An 18259-nucleotide genomic window follows, 5' to 3' on the forward strand; every position below is an offset into this window, starting at 1 on the left:
CTCTATAACAAAGCCCGCAATTGCGGGCTTTGTCGTTTACTATTATTGGTTTCTTAGACGTTGCCAATATTTCTCGTAAATGGCAAGAGCTTCAGAGCCAACATCGTTAATGAATTCCCCTTTTGCCATATCCGATTCGGAAGGAAAAATGGTTGGATTATCACGTAGTTCTACGGGAAGTAATGCTCGGCCACTTAGTGTCGCCGATGCGTAACCTAAGCTATTGACTATTTCTGCTTGGTTTTCGGCTTGGTACATAAAGTTGATGAACTTATGGGCTAATGTCTTATTTTTACTACCTGAAGGAATCGTAAAATTATCCATCCACAATACGGCGCCTTCTTCTGGCATAACAAACTTCAACTCAGGCATTTCAGCCTGGCCTTGGTAAGCGTTACCATTCCACTGCATACCTAAAGCAGCTTCACCTGAAACATAGGGAACATGCGGTGCATCAGAGTTATACAACAAAACGTTATCTTTTAGCGCCTCTAGTGACTGGTAGGCTTTTTCGATCTCTTGTTCATTTTTGGTATTGATGCTGAAGCCATTTAAAATGAGCGCCATACCGAATACATCACGAATATCGTCAATTAACATGACCTGTTGATTATATTGCTTGTTCCAAAGATCTGCCCAACGAGTCACTCCTTCAGGAATAAGCGTTTCGTTGTAGCTGATGCCAGTAATTCCCCAGATATAGGGTAGGGAATAGCGGTTTTTGGGGTCATGTGCTTGTCCTAACAATGAAGGCATTGCATCTTTCATATTCGGAATTTGTGTATGATCTAGCTCAGCAAGTAGGCCTTCACGTCCCATTTTTTCGATAAAATACGCGGACGCAAATACCACATCGTAACCGCCACCTTTAAGTAATTTGAGCTTGGTATACATTGACTCATTATTTTCAAAAGTTGAGTAGTTGATGGTGACATTTTCTTGCTCTTCAAATTGCTGTAGTGCTTTTTCAGGCAGATAACCGCCCCATGCGTAAACATTTAGCGTTTGTGTATTTGCGCTTACTTGAGAAGCGGTGAGCATTGCTGATAAAACCAATCCTTTGATGAAAGTCTTCATTGCATTTTCATTCCTCTTGAGTCCAGAACCATACTGGAGTTGAGCGAATAATTAGTTAAAAAGTGCTCGGATTAAAGCAAAACAAATTTGTCGTAAAGAAAAATATTTTTATGCATTCTTATGGTGCCTTTTGCCTGTGCTAACATTGGCTGATTAATCGTGGCTATGGCATAAAAATGAAAGCAATCAATGACTACTTAAAGCAACTTATTGAATTGGCAAACCTGACTGATTGGCGCTTTGGTGTTGTAGTGCGTGGTGATGATTTATTTCAGAATCAAGTCTGCGACACGCTGTTAACCATTGGTAATCCTACAACTTGTTTTCAAGTAGGAGGGGCGGCTCGAGATGTCACTCGTTCAGTTCCTTTTAATAAAGGTCAGCAACTGCTAGGACAAGAGTGCCAACGGTTAATTTATGATCTCAGTGATGGGTTTGATGCCAATAGTTTTAGTGCTGCACTTGGTGCATTAAAAGGGGCGGGCATTTTGCTTGTGATGGGGAATGAGAAAAATCGTTATTCTCCTGCGCAGCAATGGCTGAATATGGCGTTTGAGCAGTTACTCGTGCTTGATCAATCTCGCCCTTTGCCGGTACTACCTGATACTTCACTGGTTACTGATGAATTACCTCTTCCTCTTTTTTCACAGCAGAAAGAAGCCATTGCAAGTATTGTTCGCGTCGTTGAAGGCCATCGTAAGCGCCCTTTAGTCATTACGGCTGACCGCGGGCGTGGAAAAAGTAGTGCACTAGGGATCGCTGCTGCGGAGCTGATGAAAAAGCGGAATATTAATATACTCATCACTGCGCCGACAATTAACGCGGTTAAGCCTGTATTTGAACATGCGGCATTGAACCTTGCGGGTTCAAGTTGTAGTACCACAGATCTTCGATATCAACATTCATCGCTACAATTTGTTGCGCCGGATGAACTGCTAAGACTCAAACCTCAGGGTGATTTACTACTGGTTGATGAAGCGGCTGCTTTGCCTCTTGCCTTGTTGCAGCAGATGGTCGAGCTGTATCATCGCGCGGTATTTTCTACAACGATTCACGGCTATGAAGGGTGTGGTCGAGGTTTCACTCTCAAGTTTCAATCTTGGCTCAAAGAACACAGACCTGGCGTCAAGTCATTCCATATTGATCGACCGATTCGTTGGAAAGAAGGAGACCCACTCGAACGGTGGCAATATCAAACTTTTCTACTCAATTACGACTTACCAACGTTGGCGATACCATCTTCTTTTAATCTTAGTCACGTAACATTGGAGTTGATACCCAAACAGCAGATGCTCAATGAACCAAGATTGCTGCATGAGATTTTTTCGTTGTTGGTCAATGCACACTACCAAACTTCACCCAATGATTTATTCCATTTACTAGTCGATGACAACATGCAGCTTTATGTTTCGATGTTAGGTAAGCGTTGTCTTGGCTGTATTTTAACGGTAGAAGAAGGTCAATTAGATGAGCCTTTAATTCGTTCTATTCAGCAAGGACAACGTCGTCCTAAGGGGCATTTTGTACCTATATCGCTTGCTAACCAAGTGGGTATTACCGAAGCTGCCGCTCAATCTTGTACGCGAATTATGCGAATAGCCGTTCATCCTGATTGGCAACGAAAAGGCGTTGGTGCACAGTTGCTTACTCTGCTGAGCAAAAAGGTGACTAGCGATTATCTTGCAACAAGTTTTGGAGCGACAAGTGAGCTCATTCATTTTTGGGCATCACAACACTTTGTTCCTGTGAAAATTGGCACACAGCGCGATCAAGCCAGCGGTTGTTATTCATTACTCATGGTTCAGGATTCAAGTCTTTCTTGGATCGCAATAGCGACACAACGTTTTAAGCGCCATTTCTTATATTCGCTAATGGATACATTACAAAATATCGAACCTGAATTGGTGCGAACTTTACTTATGCAGATGGCTAACAACAGTGAGGTATTCAACTCAGATCCAGTCGAGATGGTTCCGTATCGTCTACTGTCTGATTACAGTGCCGGTGGTTCAGATTTTGAAAGTGTCAGCGTTTGGATTCAGCAAGTACTCCATTGCCTCAATTCTGAATTCGCATTTTCCATTTCGGATGTATTGGTTAAAAAATGTTTGCAGAATAAAAGTTGGTCGGCTTGTGTCAATGAACTTGGATTGTCTGGGCGTAAGCAAATTGAACAAGCCATTCGCCATGATCTGAGTTTTATTTTGGATAATTTACACTGTAAAACTGCTGAATCCGATTAATAATGAAGCTGGGATTTACAGTGTAAATAGACGGTGTTCGCTGTTTTTCGAATGTCACTCAAGGTCATCAATAGCAAGTTGTTAAGAGAGGTATAGTTAATTGATCTTCTGTGACTCTTTTAAAAGTCGATTTTACCGCGCAAAGACTTATTTGCGCCATTTCTTTTCTTCGCCTCAATCCGTCGATGTTGAGAACCTTTAGTCGGTTTTGTTGCGGTGCGTTTCTTTACGACCACCATTGCTGAAAGAATCAGTTCTTTGAGGCGGTTGAGTGCATCTTCTCTGTTTTGCTCTTGGGTTCGATAAGACTGAGCTTTGATAACGATGACACCTTCTTTGGTAATTCTTGAGTCAGATAAGGCGAGTAGTTTTTGCTTGTAAAGATCGGGCAGGGTTGAGCGATGAATATCAAATCGTAAATGTATTGCACTAGAAACCTTATTAACATTCTGCCCGCCGCTACCCATGGCGCGAATTGCTGAAAGTTCAATTTCCCAACTAGCGAGTTCGACGGTGTTAGATATCTTTAGCATAAATCCAGAGTAAGAAGTGATTTCAGTCGTCATTCTAATGGAGTTGCTAGTGGTTTACCATCTCACCTATGAATGAATCGATCTCGCAAGACCACTGCGAGTTTATTTTTGCGCTAGACGTATTCAAGGGGGCGAGACAATATTATTTGATAACACAGAGCTTAATCACACATGTGAGAATCTATAGTTGGTCAAAATGGATAGAGTTTGATAGGTTAAGAAGACGTAGTGATTGGAAAGGTATAATTATATGAAAGTAAACGTTCAAACACATCATGTATCAATTAATGAAGACTCACGTAAAGAAATTGAAAGTAAATTTGAGAAAATTTCATCTCACTTTCCTCAATTGATCAGCTGCGACATTATTATCACCAAAGAACACGGGCAGCATGAGGTAGAAATCTTCACCAATTATGAGGGCGTGCGCGTTTCAGCTAAATCGACAAACGACGTTATGTATCCGGCGATTGCTGCGGCGTTGAAGAAACTTGAAGCTGGTTTAAGCAATCGCAAAGGGCAATTGAGAGCCGATATTCATGCTAAACCAACGGGTATGAGACCTGAGATAGATACTGACCTTATCTCAGAAGAGTAATCTTATTTTCATATCATCAAACAGATTCTTGAAGCCAGCCGCATCGTGCTGGCTTTTTTTATACTCAATACCTAGGATGTCGCAGAATGCGTAAACCAATAGGTTGTTCGACCGATTATTGCTTTAACTTTAATGCAATCAATATTTCCATATCATAAGTTTGAACCTCGGTTATAGATCACATTCATCGTGCCAATAAAATCGATATCTTACACATCGTTTATTTGTTTTAAGGTTGGTTGTATGGATATTCGATTTTGTGAAAAATGTGGTGAAGCAACACCACACAAAGAGATCATTAAACAGAAGCCTTCGAAGTATGGAAAAAGTAGAAAGGAGCAGTTTAAAGCATTTTTAGAAGGGTTCTTTTCGGGAACTGCAAGCCCAGCATTGGCATCATTAGAACTTATTGACCGATATGTTGTTTGTGATAAGTGTGGGCATAAAGTACTCGAAAATCACGGTGAAGAATTTCAATGATACGATAACTACAAGGATATTATTTGATGACCAAATTTCAGTTTTTTTGCAAACCAGGCTCTGAACGTAAAGAATTTACTTATCTCGATATGAGTAGCGATACATTCTCGGATGAAAAAGCGCAACTATTACAATTAGATTTTGAAGTTGAAGATGATGTTATTTACGCGAGTACAGCAGAAGAGGCTGTTGAAAAGTTTCGTTCAAATTATCTTTATGCTTTAGAAGAGTACAACAATGCACACCCATCGAGTGCCTTTATCACTTTGGTGATTGAAAGCTACAAGGAGGTGCGTCGTCGATTTGCTGTACGTTAACTAGTTTGCATTTCACAGCTACTTATTTTCAATCTTTCTCATTGGTTCGATACTTATTTTGTCTAAAAGAGCGTTTTGCGGAGCAAATCACTATCAATCATTGCTTCAATCAGTGATATGCTAATTGTTAGAGAAAGTAAAAGAATACAAAGCTCACTCAATGAGGAACAATAATGATCAACATTGCCTTTTTTAGCACGAAGTCTTATGACCAAGCTGCATTCGAACAAGCTAAAAATAACCACCAGGTCAATTATCACTTTTACGACTTTTTACTCACTGAAAAAACAGCCAAAATGGCCAAAGGTTGTGAAGTGGTGTGTGCGTTCGTTAATGATGATTTATCACGTACGGTTCTAGAACAACTTGCAGTGCGTGGTGTTAAGATGATCGCTATGCGTTGCGCAGGGTTTAATAATGTCGATTTGGATGCAGCAAAAGAGTTCGATATTACTGTGGCTCGTGTACCGGCTTACTCACCAGAATCGATTGCTGAACACACGGTGGGATTAATGATGACATTAAACCGCCGTTTCCATAAAGCGTATCAGCGCACCCGCGAAGCGAATTTCTCACTGGAAGGTTTGGTTGGTTTTAACTTTCATGGTCGTACCGCCGGTATCATCGGTACTGGGAAAATAGGTCTGGCAACGATTCGGATTTTGAGAGGGCTTGGTATGAACGTGTTGTGTTCTGACCCTTATCCAAGCGAAGTAGCAAAAGAGCTTGGAGCCACTTACTGTGAATTAGAGACGCTTATTCGTCAATCTGATGTCATCTCCTTACATTGTCCAATGACTAAAGAGAATTACCATCTTTTGGATGCGGCTTCCTTTGGGAAAATGAAAGATGGGGTGATGATCATCAACACCAGTCGTGGTGAGTTGTTAGATTCAGTTGCCGCTATTGAAGCGCTTAAGCAAGGGCGTATTGGTGCGCTTGGTTTAGACGTTTATGAGAGCGAGAAGGAACTATTCTTCCAAGATAAATCAAATGATGTGATTGTTGATGATGTGTTTAGACGTTTGTCTGCGTGTCATAATGTTATTTTTACCGGTCACCAAGCTTTCTTGACTACCGATGCACTGCAGAGCATTGCCGAAACCACACTGTCCAATATAGATAGCTTTGCACAACAAAAAAGCAATCCAAACTTCTTAGATTTTACTTGATAAACGTCATTGCCTTTCATCTTTCGGAGAATCCATCACCACCATCGTGCTGATGGATTTTACCGTTAAACACTCACCAAGTACGTCTGCGTGAAAGCGTTTATAAGCACCGAGATCTTTTGTTTCAACGCGGAGAAGGTATTCGTTCATTCCCGTGATGTTGTGGCATTCCACCACTTCTTTCGCAAAACGTACATGTTCTTCGAAACTAAGTTGTGCTTTTTTCGTGTGACTGTTTAAACCAATCGCTACGTAAGCTACAAAACCGACATCAAGCTGTGTTTTATCCAATATCGCACGATAGCTTTTAATTACCTTTTTCCGTTCTAGATCTTGAACTCGTCGCAGAGTTGCTGAGGGAGATAACCCTACTCGCTCGGCTAGTTCAACATTAGATACTCGGCCATCAATTTTTAGTTCTTGCAATATTCTTTCGTCAAATCGGTCCATGGGTATTTTTTATTGTCCATTTTTATTGTTTAAAACAAATATAAGCACAATATTGCTAGTTGATACCATTATTATTTTCTTATCGTTTATCAATAGAGAGAAAAAAATGGATTACACACAGTGGGGGCCATTGATTGGGTTTGCCTTTGTCTCAACATTTTCACCGGGGCCGAACAACATTATGCTCATGACATCAGGAGCCAATGTCGGTTTTGTACGTACCATTCCTCATATGTTGGGTATAACCTTTGGTTTTAGCCTCATGTTGTTGTTAGTTGGTGTTGGGCTAACAGAGTTGTTCCAACGCTATTCACTGTTACAACAAGGCTTGCAAATCACTTGCATGGCATATTTAGTTTATTTGGCCATAAAAATTGCTTTAAGTAACTCTGCACAAAATGCTGAGCACTATCAGCCGATGTCATTTGTAGCCGCAGTACTGTTTCAATGGGTTAATCCTAAAGGGTGGTCGATGGCATTAACCGCTGTGAGTGTTTATAACCAGAGTGCTAGTTGGGCGCAGTTGTTACTTATTTCACTGGTGTTTGCACTGGTAAACATTCCATCGGTCAGTGTATGGGCAGCCGCCGGCAAACAACTGAGTTATTGGATGAATCATCCAAGCTATGTACGTTGGTTTAATGGTGCTATGGGGGCTTTACTGCTGTTTTCCGTAGTATCTATGTTATAGAGCGTTACTATTAATCAATATCTGTCAGGTTAAATGCTACTCACAGAGGAACGTCTCACCAAAATTGGCATAAACAATTTGTGCTCATGATATTCTGCATTTTCGTGGCTTGCCAGTTGCAGTGAGAGTTTTACCGCTTGATTAGCCATCACTTGAATCGGGTAGCGAATCGTAGTGAGGCGAGGGTAGATATAGCGAGCGATATGCCCATCGTCGAACCCAATTACCGACATGTTCTCGGGAATACGGACACCATTTTCTTGTAATAAGGTGAGGCAACCAGCAGCCATGTAGTCATTGTAGGTGGCGATCGCGGTAATCGGTGTATTCTTGGCCATTAGGTTAACCATCGCTTGCTCTCCACCAAGCTCATCGGGTTCACCGTATTCGATGTACTCTTCAATGGGTTCAATGCCATTGTCACGCAAGGCATCTAAATAGCCAGTTTTGCGGTCGTGCGCATCTTCAATATCGTGGCTTGAGCAAATGTATGCGATATGTTTATGGCCATTTCGAATCAAATACTCTGTCGCCATGTAAGAGCCTTTGTGGTTGTCGAGCGCGATACAACGGGAAGCTATTTCCGGTACGATTCGGTTGATTAATACCATGCCGGGAATTTCTTGAGCTAACTTAGTCAGTTCTTCGTCGCTCATGCCTTTGCTGTGCACGACTAACGATTCACAACGGCTGTTAATGAGTAAGTTAATGGCGTTGCGCTCTTTGAGGGCATCATGGTAACCACTGCCAATTAATAACTGTTTACCTTGCTCACTTGCTATTGTGTCAATTGCTTTGACCATGGTGCCAAAGAAAGGAGCAGAGACATCATTCACCAAAACGCCTATTGCATTAGAGGATTTACTAACTAAAGCGCGTGCATTGGCGTTAGGGCGATAGCCTAGCTTCTCCATTGCCGCTTTGACCGCGATAATGGCTGATTCACTGGTATGTGGAGCGTTGTTGAGTACGCGTGAAGTAGTTGCAATGGATACGCCTGCTTCTTTTGCAACGTCTTTAATGGTCGCCATAGTGCCTCTTTTCTTCTAATTGTGGTTAATTAGACAGTGGATGAGTGAATAACACAAATGCTAAAGATCGTTTAACTCGATTGTTGCAGGTTTTATTTAACCATTTGATAAAAAAGCCCTCAACATGATTGAGGGCTAAGTTAACAGAAGCGATAGGGTAAGCGCTAGGCGTGAGGTTTTAACGTGACTGTATATCGGTACGTTTTCTCTAGTAGCTGAAACTCTTTATGAACACTTGGGCTCCAAGAGTCATCGCCACCAACCCCCATATGTTGGTGATCAATGCGGACATACACTTTATCTTCTGCTTCCAATTCATTGGTGTGTTTGGCCTGCGTTAATTGCTCCAAGCTATATTGGCTAACACTAAATGCCAAATCGCCCATGAACGTCAGGTCGCCGACAGCTAGCCATTTTGTGCCGCTGCGTAGGCCATTATCGGTTGGAAAAATATAGGATGTATGCATCGACTCTAGGGGTTGAGTATGTAAGCCAAAGCGGGCGGCCGACAAGCGGTCAGGGTAGTTCTCGAATGGGCCTAAACCTAGCCAAGTGACTTCCTCCGCCAATGGTAATTCCAACTCTAAACCGATACGTGGCATCGGAGGAAGATGGTCTGCCAATTTTACGCTGACATCCAAACTCATGCAGCCTTGGTTATCGAGTGTGTAAGTCCAAACGGTTAGCGCTTGAATGGCCTCATTATAGCGATAAGCAAAGGTTGAGGTGACTTGAATGGCTTGGTTTAGTGTTTCACTGACGCAACTGATACACTCACGCTGCCATTGGTCAATGCCCGCTAGTTGCCAACGACATACCCAAGCATTTGGGTCTATGTTGTCCACTTCGCTAACGCCAATATCATTATCTAATGGTGCGCGGAAAAAGTTATCTTTGGGCGATCGCAGTATTTGCGGCTGTCCATCTACTCGCCAATCAGTGAGTAAGCCGGTCTGTGTATCCCATTGCCATTGATGTTTTGCATCACGACTGTTTACCAAAATCTGAGAGCCTTGTTCGCTGAGTTCTGGCGCTGGTTGAAGATTCACCTCAGGCAGTGATAAAGTACAAGTATTGATTAATGCAAACTGCTCGGTAGCGATAGTATGACCCGCTGGCGCCCAAGCGGTTGGATTCACTAAACAAACATCCGTATTGAGATGATAGAGTGCACCGACTTTTGGCTGGAAATTCCATTCAATTATTATGTGCTGCTGGCTGTCAGCCTCAATAGTGAGCGCTAACTGACCGGTTTGAATAGCCACACCATTTTCTAACAGAGACCAGTTTAGCTGTTCGTTATCGGTAGCACGGAACAAGTTCTCGTTAGTGATGGTTAAGTGGCAGTGCTGCTCATGTTGTTTATTGAGCACAACGGTGATCATCCGTTGACAGAATTTGGCTTCTTCTAGTGTTGGGTGTGGAGTGCGATCTGGGAAGATCAAACCGTTGATGCAGAACTGACGGTCATTGATTTCATCACCAAAGTCACCACCGTAAGCCCAGAAGTGTTGGCTGTTTTCGTCCCATTGGCTCAAGCCTTGATCCACCCAATCCCAAATAAAGCCGCCTTGTAGACGAGGGTAATCGCGGAACGCATCCCAGTAGTCATTAAAGCTACCTAGACTGTTGCCCATTGCGTGAGCGTATTCACACAAAATCAAAGGGCGAGTTTCGTTTGGTAACGACACCCATTTCTTGATCGCCCATTTAGGCACGGCTTCGTCTTCTATGACCGTATTCACACGCGCGTACATTGGCGCAATGATGTCTGTTGCTGTCGTGTTTGAACCGCCACCTTCGTACTGCACTGGGCGAGAAGGATCGTAGTTTTTAGACCAAGCGTACATCGCATTATGGTTGCTGCCGTGACCAGACTCGTTACCTAAAGACCAGATGATGATCGAAGGGTGGTTCTTATCACGTATCACCATTTGCGTGTAACGGCTCATGTAAGCGTGTGCCCACTGCGGATCGCTCGATAGGCGGTTCATTGGCTGCATGCCATGAGTTTCGATGTTTGCCTCATCGCATACGTATAAGCCGTATTGGTCACACAGTTCGTACCAACGAGGGTGGTTCGGGTAGTGCGCCGTACGTACAGCGTTGAAGTTGTATTGCTTCATTAAGCAGATGTCACGGATCATGTCTTCTTCCGTCATCACATGACCAAGCTCTGGGTGATGTTCATGGCGATTGACGCCGCGGATCAGCAAAGGCTTGCCGTTTAGCTTCAATTGGCTATCGGTAATTTCGACTTTACGGAAGCCCACTGGATACGCTTCGCTTTCTAAGTGCGTGCCGTTTTCATCCAACAGTGAGACGACTAAGCGATAGAGGTTCGGTGTTTCCGCCGTCCACTTCTTTGGCTTGCGTACGTGCAACGTTTGGAATACCACGTCATCCCTGGTGCCACGTTCGTCAATGCGCCGGTTGTGTGGACGATCGATGCGAGGCTCTGTCACGGCTTGTTTACCGTCAAACAGCTGCACTTGGACTTGATAGGTGTCAGGCGCAGAAATAGAAGTCACAACCGACAGGGAACCATCGCGGTAACACGCGTCTAAATCTGGCGTGATGAACACATCTTCAATGCAGTGTTGTGGTTTAGACAGCAAAGTCACGTCGCGGAAGATACCACTTAGCCACCACATATCTTGGTCTTCCAAATAACTACCATCGCACCAGCGAATTACCATTACCGCTAAGCTGTTGTCACCGATATGGAGATAGGGTGATAAGTCAAATTCAGCGGGGAGTCGGCTGTCTTGGCTATAACCCACCCATTGACCGTTACACCATAAATAAAAGGCAGAGTTCACACCGTCGAAGATAATGCGCTGAGTCTCGTTGAGAGACGCTTCGCTCAGAGTCAGGCGAGTACGGTAGCATCCGGTTGGATTATCTGCGGGCACATAAGGTGGGTTGACTTCAAACGGGTATTTGATGTTAGTGTAAATTGGTTTGTCGTACCCTTGAAGTTGCCAGTTCGATGGCACGGTGATCTCATCCCATGCGTCATCATCAAAGTTGGCTTTAATGAAATCACCGTCGACCTGTTCTGGGGCATTAAACAGTTTGAACTTCCATTGACCATTGAGCGAGTGACGCTGAGCATTGCAGGATTGACGCGCATGATCAATATCACGGTAGCTCGCCAGTGGACTGTGCGCTTTAAGGCAGTGAATATTAACCGACTGAGGGTTCTCCCAGTCTCTTCGTTGGATAATGTCTGAAAATGCTTTCATGGTATTCCTACTTAACTTTTTATTTCTTATCTTGTTTCGCTACGGAATTTGAGTCCGTAGCAAGGGTGTCTTTGGTTTTGTTGTGAAGCGTTATTTCGCTAATTGTTTCACGAGATAATCTTTTGTTTCATGAAGTGTCTCCATTCTTTTTTATTGGTTTGAGTCCTAACTACGCTGCGTAGTGTAAATAAATAATGGAAACGTTTTCATGATGAGGTTGGTGTTTTTGTCGTAATTAGGGGTTTATTACTATTTTGTGTGATTTTTATCTCTTAAATTGAAGTGTTAAGTGCGGTTTTAGATTGATTTCTAATGGCATGGTTTGGAAACGTTTACTTAGGTTGGGTGGTGTTTGAGGTGGAGAATTATTGTTGATGTTATTTAAGTTGCTGATTTGAATTATCTTTTTTCTGGTTGAGGGGGTTGTTACTAAGAAGAGGGAAGAGAGCCCAATTGAAAACAACTGGGCATATGAGACAAGGAAGAATATACAACAAGTTGTGCGCGGACGTACTGCACACGAGCATTTGTTGTATCGTCAAACTGGGATTTTGAGTTAGGACCCAAGATAGACACTTCATAAAGAATTTCGAAGCCACAAGAATACGATTGTCGGTTAACCACTTCAAAAGGTGAGGAGTTCAACTGAGCGGTCTGTAACCTTATTTATGATTTTGTTGTTATAAGGTAATGAATTAAATCGTGAAAAATTCTTTATAGATCAGTTTGGTATTCGAATTCACGTGCAGTGCTTTAAAGAACTCAGTAACCAAATAATCTGAGGGTTTTTGAGCTGATCGCTGCGCAATATAAGAAGAAATAAGGCTTGGGGGGGAGATTGCACAAGTTTGAAAAATTATGTCTGATAAAATTATTTTACAAACGAAGTTATCGTATGGCCTTGGTGCTTTGGGCAAAGATTTTGACTGTGCACCAATCTATATTTTTTTAATGTTTTACTTTACCGATGTGGCTGGTCTATCTGCTGCGTTCGTTGGTACTATTTTTTTAGCTGCGCGTATTGTTGATGCTATTACCGATCCTATGATGGGCGTGATTGTGGACAATACACGCTCTAAGTTCGGCAAATTCCGTCCATGGATTGTGATTGGCACACTTTTAAATGCTGTTGTGTTAGTTGGCCTTTTCAGTACTCAGCGGTTTTGTTTATCAACGTTACTACCGACTTCATGAGGTTTTAGCCAGGAAGAAGAAAAGGAAATTGAAGCGCAATCTGAACACGTTGCTGCATCAGCGTAAGAATGTTTCCTCTATTGTGTAAGCGATACAGCTATCGTTTATAGAACTGCAAATAAAAACCCCCGATGCTTGTACTAACATCGGGGGTTTACAGTGTAAAGTGTGATTAAACTTTAAAGCGAACCAACAAATTATAGAGCTCATGAGCTCGCCCATTTAGTGTTTGGCTACCGTGACGGTTTTCGTTAGCTAAATCAGCTGATTGACTACTTTGATCGGAAATGACCACAATACGCTCAGAAATTTCTTGCCCTACAATACACTGTTCTTCCGTTGCTGTTGCAATCAACGAGTTCATGTCCATGATTGTGCCAATTGAATCTTGGATTTTTTTCAGGGCATCTGAAGCAGCATTGGCTTCTTGCACCGTCGTTACGCTGCGGCTTTGGCTGGAATCCATTGCTTTTACGGCGGCATCCGATGCCTTTTTCAATTGCTCGATCATTTGATGGATGTCACCAGTACTTTCTTGAGTTCGGCTGGCTAATTTACGTACTTCATCGGCAACTACTGCAAAACCGCGCCCTTGTTCACCTGCACGAGCCGCCTCTATTGCAGCATTGAGTGCTAATAAATTGGTTTGTTCCGCAATATCTTGGATTACAGTAAGTGAAGAGGAAATGTTTTTCACATCGCCTTCGAGTTTCGAAATAACGCTACTGGCCTCGGCAACCTCTTCGGCTAATGCCTGAACTGAATGTGCGGCCGACTCAACAATTCGATGAGCATCTAATGCATTGTCATCGGCATCTTTTGCTGATTGCGCCGCTTGACTTGCATTACTTGAAATCTCTGTTGCAGTTGTGGTCATTTCTGTCATTGCAGTGGCAACTTGCTCAGTCTCTTGGCGCTGACCTGCGGCGATAGTATCAACCTGTGTAGCGCGTTTGGTCATATTGTCGGTTTCATCGACGACCTGCTGACCGACTTGATTGACGCGTTTAATAATGTCTTGCAAGCTAGTTACAAACGCATTGAAATTATCACTGAGTTTAGCAAATTCCGGTGCGTTGAATTTTTCCATTCTTGCTGTTAAATCAGCGTCGCCACTGGCAAATGAGCGAATAGAAGCATCAAATAGCTCCAAAGGTCGCATTATGCTGCGATTCAAAATAACCGCGAATATACCAACAACCGCGACAATAAATAGGCTGAATGTCGCAATGGTGAGCAAACTTTTATCGAGCTGTTCAGAGGATCGGGCGGCCATTTCATCCATCACTGCATCAACATCATCGGTGTAGAAACCTGTACCGATGATTAAACCCCACTGAGATAAATAAACGGAATAGCTCAATTTAGGTAAAGGTGTTGATTCACCAGGTTTGGGAAAATAATAGGTGGTGAAAGCATCTTTTTTGGAATTTTGAATGACATCTCGTACAAAGTAATTACCTTGAGCATCTTGAAGATTCCAAAAGTTTTCACCAATTCCCTTGTCACTTTTACCCAGCAGTAGCCGATCACCTTTTGGGTTGTAACCAAAAAGATAACCATTGCCACCAAAAGATATTTCTCGTAAAACAAGCAGCGCTTCTTCAAGAGAGGCGTTGCGTTGCGTTAATGGAGACAGAGCTGTTTCAGCAATTTGTAGATAAGATTTTAGTTCTGCGCGTTTCATATCCATCATGCTGCTGCGCGTTTCGGTTATCTGCTCGTTATTTAGCTTTTGAGTTTCGGAAAAGCTAAGGTACATCATACTCAATGAGATAATGAGCAGTGGAACAATAGACAGCACGTAGAGTCGTTGGCGAATCGTAAGGCTCATGGGGCACTTCCTGTGATAAATAAGGTTGTATTTAGTACTACCACTAACGTTTATATTGTTGTTTTTGTAAATTATAGAATAGTTTAAGTTTTGTGCCTTTGCCGACAAAGAACCTCAGAAAGAGAGGTGTTATCCATTGTTTTTTTTGAACAATGAATCTCGTGTATGGAGTTACATTTCCTTATGATATACTCTTGCCCCGTTTTACCTTCCAAGAGCCAAATAGCCATGAGCATGAAAAATGAAATCCAACAACTAAACAACCGTTTAGACACTTGCCGTCATAAACTTGAAGCGGCTAAAGCTCGTGGTGACCAGGCAATGATCAGTAAATTTACCGATGAAGTTGAGCAGTTGACGAAGAAGGTGGCTCAAGTGAAACACAAAGACAACTACACAATGAACAAAGAACGTAAGAGCTTGCTTGATATGCCGTTCTCTCGCGAAATTACCAAAGCAGAACAAGCAGATTTAGGTAAATTGAAAAAATCAGTTAAGGGTTTGATTGTGGTTCATCCATTGACAAAAATGGGTAAAGAATTACGTATTGAAGTGATGACGGGTTTTGCGCCTAAGCCTTTTTAAGGTCGAATTTTTTCATTCGGGTAGTGTATCAATAGAAAAAGAGCCAGTCTTTACTGGCTCTTTTTGATCTAGTAACCCATTAATTGCAGAAGGTTTTCCGCAGTGCTGATAGCTTCTTTACGGTTGGCAATATTGAGTTTTTGGTACAAGTTGCGAATATGCGTTTTGATGGTCGTTCCCGCAACATCGAGCTCCTGTGCGATTTGTTCATTACTAAAACCAGAGTAAATAAGCCCGAGAACTTGCCATTCGCGTTGGGTAAGTGGACTGGTACGAACTAACTCAGGGATGTTAGGGTGGCTGACTAATTTTTCAACGAACTCTTCGTCAAAATGCACAGAACGACTGCGTTGTGTAGTCGAGATTTCTTTTATTAACTGCTGTGCTCGATGACGTTCTAAGTCCCCTAGTTCTGAGCGAGAAGCGAGTTTCTCTAGTAAGTGGCCAATCTTTGCGCCATCAATCAAAAAGTTGCCGATCATACCGGTTTGGTTGGTTAACTTAAGCGCTTCTTTTAACCGTTCTTTGGCTAATTCATCATCATGTAATGTGGTGGCAAGGACGGTTTCAACGATTAAGTTCCGATTCGTATCGGTGATAAGCTGGTAAGTCGTCGCTTCACTTTGTAAGAAGGCGATCGTTTGAGCAGCTTCATCGAGCAGACCTAGGTGGATCTGACAGCGAGCAATGTTGCGCCATTGCAATTGTGAGAAGTGGTTGCAGGCTTTCTCTGGTCGAATAGTGGTATCTAGCCATTGCTGCATGGCTTCATTATCCCCACGAGCTTGCCAGAATAGAATTAGAGACAAGGATGCGTTGGCTGTCCAGTCAACGTGGTAGGTCGACTGTTTGAGGAGATGCTGGATCTGCTCGATAAACTTCCCTGCTTTATCGAGTTCACCGCGTCCAATGGCAATGCGCGCGAGCATTGAATTGCTATGTAAGTGCTTACTTGGTGAATGATTGCCAAGGACTCGTAGACCTTTATAAGCGCACTCTTCAGCTTCATCTAATCGATTCCAACACCATAATATTTGTGCTCGTACGCGCAGCAAGAATTCATGCAGTGGAACTTGCTGAAGTTGTTGCTCTTCTATTAGCTTAAAGGCTACATCTTGCACTTCAAAGGCTGCTTGAACATAACCTTGAGCTATCAAAATTTCGCTTTGTTGCAATAAAGCCCAAAGAACTTGGTGGAATACTTGATATTGGCGACCGAGCTTTTCTGTCTGTTGCATCATTGACAAAGCACGGCTGAGTTGACCCAAGACATGATTCACTTCACCAACTACTGATGTAGCCACAATGCGGCTTCTATAAACGGTATGGTCCAATTGGCTTAATGACAGTTCTGCAAGTTCTAATGCTTTTTCTGGTTCATTTTGGTTAATGGCGACTTGTGCACGCAGGGCATTAAATTCACCTTGTTCTTTGGTGGTGAGTTTAACATTGAGTGCGTTCATCTCTTTGTCTGCTTTGGCCAGCAGATCCCCCACATCGTTGTAGCGATGTTGGCTTTGGGCGAGCCAAGCTTGCAACATACACAGTTTCGGTTCGCTGTAGAGTTGAGTGGGTGAGAGCTGATTAATCGCCTCTTCCAAAGTTGCGAGCTCACCTTGGTTGAACATTTTCCAACCGTATTGTGTCAAAATAGCGGCTAAGAGGTCTGCATCATTGGCTAAACGTGCATGCCTCAGTGCTTGATGTGGAGTTGATTCGGCTAGCCAAGCGTGTGCTGCTGCGCGATGCAGTTCCTGTTCTTGCTGTGGAATACGCGCTAGGCGCTCATGAGCGAGAAATTCTGCGAATAAATTATGGAAGCGATACCAGTTATGTTCCCCTTCCAATGGGTAAATAAAGAGACCATAGCGGTTTAAGGACTCAATCATACTCAATGCATCGTCACGCTTGGTAAGCGCGGTTACTAAGACATCATTAAAATGATCCAGTACTGAACACTGCATCAAAAATTGACGTGTTTCTTTATCAAGCAGATCAAACACTTCCTCAACTAAGTAATCCCAAAGATGTGCGTGATTAAATTGCGAGACAGATTCAGCCGTTTGAGCCAATGTTCGTTTTTGATGCTGAGCTTGCAAGGCAATCAATTGCAAAGCGGATGGCCAGCCTTCGACATAAGTTCGAAGATTATTTGCGGTGTCGTTATCGACGCCATCGACGACGCGTTGATTGAAAAAGCGTGTGGTTTCTTCGGTATCAAAAGCAAGCAGTCTATTACCTATTTCGATCATCAAGTCGCGAACCCGCAGGTTTGCTGTCCCTAAAGGTGGGGTTGCGCGGCTCGTGACCACCAGGGTGAGGTTGTCAGGCATGTGTTTTAGGAAAAAACGCATTGCTTCATGAATTTCATCATCAGAGATTAAGTGGTAATCATCGAGCACCACATAACACTCTTTATTAAAAGCTGACATTTCGGCAAAGACTTCACTAAATAGTGAATGAAGTGACGAAAACTGACGTCGCTCTGCTAACTTCTGTGCATTGGGGCAACTGTGATGTGTTGCTTTATTAATCGCCTGCAACAGGTAGTTCATAAAGCGAAAAGCATCGTTATCGCTTTCATCAATGCTATACCAGCCAACGTTAGGTTTATCAGAGAGCCATTGTGCAGCCATAGTGGTTTTGCCGTACCCCGCAGGTGAACGAAATAGAACCAGTTTGTAGCAAGGCGCTTGGGCCAGCAGTTCGAGTACTCTTGGGCGAACGATGGCGTTGTGTAAGCGCCCAGGGCGAGTCAGTTTCGAAGGAATCCACATCTTCCATATCCCATTGGTAATGGTTACTT

Annotated in this window: 14 protein-coding genes and 1 pseudogene; 8 read left to right on the top strand and 7 right to left on the bottom strand. The window is 43.0% G+C overall.

The annotated features are described in order from the left end of the window. Window positions 1-42: 42 nt before the first annotated feature. Window positions 43-1077, bottom strand: a complete 1035-nt coding sequence (locus AACW06_RS11465) for an ABC transporter substrate-binding protein (protein WP_192075147.1) — start codon at window positions 1075-1077, stop codon at window positions 43-45. 176 nt (window positions 1078-1253) lie between these two features. On the opposite strand from AACW06_RS11465, the gene AACW06_RS11470 reads away from it, so the two are divergent. Continuing rightward, entirely contained in the window at window positions 1254-3320 is a 2067-nt protein-coding gene (locus AACW06_RS11470; RefSeq protein WP_192075148.1) for a GNAT family N-acetyltransferase, read from the top strand. Window positions 3321-3439: 119 nt separating this feature from the next. Here AACW06_RS11470 and arfB read toward each other — a convergent pair whose 3' ends face one another. Further along, complete coding sequence (gene arfB / locus AACW06_RS11475) at window positions 3440-3853, bottom strand: alternative ribosome rescue aminoacyl-tRNA hydrolase ArfB (RefSeq protein WP_192075149.1); 414 nt, start codon at window positions 3851-3853, stop codon at window positions 3440-3442. Window positions 3854-4103: 250 nt separating this feature from the next. On the opposite strand from arfB, the gene hpf reads away from it, so the two are divergent. The 4 genes from hpf (at window position 4104) to AACW06_RS11495 (ending at window position 6420) form a co-directional block, all read left to right on the top strand. Next, on the top strand, window positions 4104-4451 hold the full coding sequence (gene hpf, locus AACW06_RS11480) for a ribosome hibernation-promoting factor, HPF/YfiA family (RefSeq protein WP_053308931.1): 348 nt from the start codon (window positions 4104-4106) through the stop codon (window positions 4449-4451). Between the two features lie 243 nt (window positions 4452-4694). Beyond that, window positions 4695-4931, top strand: coding sequence for a hypothetical protein (locus AACW06_RS11485; RefSeq protein WP_053308930.1), 237 nt, complete (start codon window positions 4695-4697; stop codon window positions 4929-4931). Between the two features lie 26 nt (window positions 4932-4957). Beyond that, window positions 4958-5248, top strand: a complete 291-nt coding sequence (locus AACW06_RS11490; RefSeq protein WP_192075150.1) for a hypothetical protein — start codon at window positions 4958-4960, stop codon at window positions 5246-5248. Between the two features lie 173 nt (window positions 5249-5421). Further along, window positions 5422-6420, top strand: coding sequence for a 2-hydroxyacid dehydrogenase (locus tag AACW06_RS11495; RefSeq protein ID WP_192075151.1), 999 nt, complete (start codon window positions 5422-5424; stop codon window positions 6418-6420). 6 nt (window positions 6421-6426) lie between these two features. Here the strand turns inward: AACW06_RS11495 and AACW06_RS11500 are convergent, their stop codons facing one another. Beyond that, window positions 6427-6870: an Lrp/AsnC family transcriptional regulator gene (locus tag AACW06_RS11500; RefSeq protein WP_053308927.1), complete on the bottom strand. Its 444-nt coding sequence runs from the start codon at window positions 6868-6870 to the stop codon at window positions 6427-6429. 106 nt (window positions 6871-6976) lie between these two features. Here AACW06_RS11500 and AACW06_RS11505 point away from each other — a divergent pair, with 106 nt between their 5' ends. Beyond that, window positions 6977-7561 carry a LysE family translocator gene (locus AACW06_RS11505; protein ID WP_192075152.1) on the top strand — a complete coding sequence of 195 codons (585 nt, stop codon included), beginning with the start codon at window positions 6977-6979 and terminating at the stop codon, window positions 7559-7561. A gap of 29 nt (window positions 7562-7590) precedes the next feature. Here the strand turns inward: AACW06_RS11505 and AACW06_RS11510 are convergent, their stop codons facing one another. Then, window positions 7591-8592: a substrate-binding domain-containing protein gene (locus tag AACW06_RS11510; protein WP_192075153.1), complete on the bottom strand. Its 1002-nt coding sequence runs from the start codon at window positions 8590-8592 to the stop codon at window positions 7591-7593. A 164-nt stretch (window positions 8593-8756) separates the two neighbouring features. Then, complete coding sequence (locus AACW06_RS11515) at window positions 8757-11840, bottom strand: beta-galactosidase (RefSeq protein WP_192075154.1); 3084 nt, start codon at window positions 11838-11840, stop codon at window positions 8757-8759. Between the two features lie 858 nt (window positions 11841-12698). Here AACW06_RS11515 and AACW06_RS11520 point away from each other — a divergent pair. Beyond that, a pseudogene (locus AACW06_RS11520) lies at window positions 12699-13019 on the top strand (MFS transporter); the annotation flags it as partial. A 187-nt stretch (window positions 13020-13206) separates the two neighbouring features. Here AACW06_RS11520 and AACW06_RS11525 read toward each other — a convergent pair. Further along, window positions 13207-14868, bottom strand: coding sequence for a methyl-accepting chemotaxis protein (locus tag AACW06_RS11525; RefSeq protein ID WP_192075155.1), 1662 nt, complete (start codon window positions 14866-14868; stop codon window positions 13207-13209). A gap of 228 nt (window positions 14869-15096) precedes the next feature. Between AACW06_RS11525 and AACW06_RS11530 the strand changes: the two genes are divergently transcribed. Continuing rightward, entirely contained in the window at window positions 15097-15453 is a 357-nt protein-coding gene (locus AACW06_RS11530) for a YibL family ribosome-associated protein (protein WP_168524370.1), read from the top strand. Between the two features lie 68 nt (window positions 15454-15521). On the opposite strand, the gene malT is transcribed toward AACW06_RS11530, so the two are convergent. After that, window positions 15522-18230 carry an HTH-type transcriptional regulator MalT gene (malT, locus tag AACW06_RS11535; RefSeq protein WP_192075156.1) on the bottom strand — a complete coding sequence of 903 codons (2709 nt, stop codon included), beginning with the start codon at window positions 18228-18230 and terminating at the stop codon, window positions 15522-15524. Window positions 18231-18259: the final 29 nt, after the last annotated feature.

This window comes from Vibrio sp. S12_S33 (genome assembly GCF_963889785.1).
Taxonomy (GTDB): domain Bacteria; phylum Pseudomonadota; class Gammaproteobacteria; order Enterobacterales; family Vibrionaceae; genus Vibrio; species Vibrio aestuarianus.

Excerpts from the sequence above, each read along its gene's own strand:
- AACW06_RS11465 (WP_192075147.1), bottom strand. The coding sequence starts at position 1,077 with ATGAAGACTTTCATCAAAGGATTGGTTTTATCAGCAATGCTCACCGCT.
- AACW06_RS11470 (WP_192075148.1), top strand. The coding sequence starts at position 1,254 with ATGAAAGCAATCAATGACTACTTAAAGCAACTTATTGAATTGGCAAAC.
- arfB (WP_192075149.1), bottom strand. The coding sequence starts at position 3,853 with ATGCTAAAGATATCTAACACCGTCGAACTCGCTAGTTGGGAAATTGAA.
- hpf (WP_053308931.1), top strand. The coding sequence starts at position 4,104 with ATGAAAGTAAACGTTCAAACACATCATGTATCAATTAATGAAGACTCA.
- AACW06_RS11485 (WP_053308930.1), top strand. The coding sequence starts at position 4,695 with ATGGATATTCGATTTTGTGAAAAATGTGGTGAAGCAACACCACACAAA.
- AACW06_RS11490 (WP_192075150.1), top strand. The coding sequence starts at position 4,958 with ATGACCAAATTTCAGTTTTTTTGCAAACCAGGCTCTGAACGTAAAGAA.
- AACW06_RS11495 (WP_192075151.1), top strand. The coding sequence starts at position 5,422 with ATGATCAACATTGCCTTTTTTAGCACGAAGTCTTATGACCAAGCTGCA.
- AACW06_RS11500 (WP_053308927.1), bottom strand. The coding sequence starts at position 6,870 with ATGGACCGATTTGACGAAAGAATATTGCAAGAACTAAAAATTGATGGC.
- AACW06_RS11505 (WP_192075152.1), top strand. The coding sequence starts at position 6,977 with ATGGATTACACACAGTGGGGGCCATTGATTGGGTTTGCCTTTGTCTCA.
- AACW06_RS11510 (WP_192075153.1), bottom strand. The coding sequence starts at position 8,592 with ATGGCGACCATTAAAGACGTTGCAAAAGAAGCAGGCGTATCCATTGCA.
- AACW06_RS11515 (WP_192075154.1), bottom strand. The coding sequence starts at position 11,840 with ATGAAAGCATTTTCAGACATTATCCAACGAAGAGACTGGGAGAACCCT.
- AACW06_RS11525 (WP_192075155.1), bottom strand. The coding sequence starts at position 14,868 with ATGAGCCTTACGATTCGCCAACGACTCTACGTGCTGTCTATTGTTCCA.
- AACW06_RS11530 (WP_168524370.1), top strand. The coding sequence starts at position 15,097 with ATGAGCATGAAAAATGAAATCCAACAACTAAACAACCGTTTAGACACT.
- malT (WP_192075156.1), bottom strand. The coding sequence starts at position 18,230 with ATGTGGATTCCTTCGAAACTGACTCGCCCTGGGCGCTTACACAACGCC.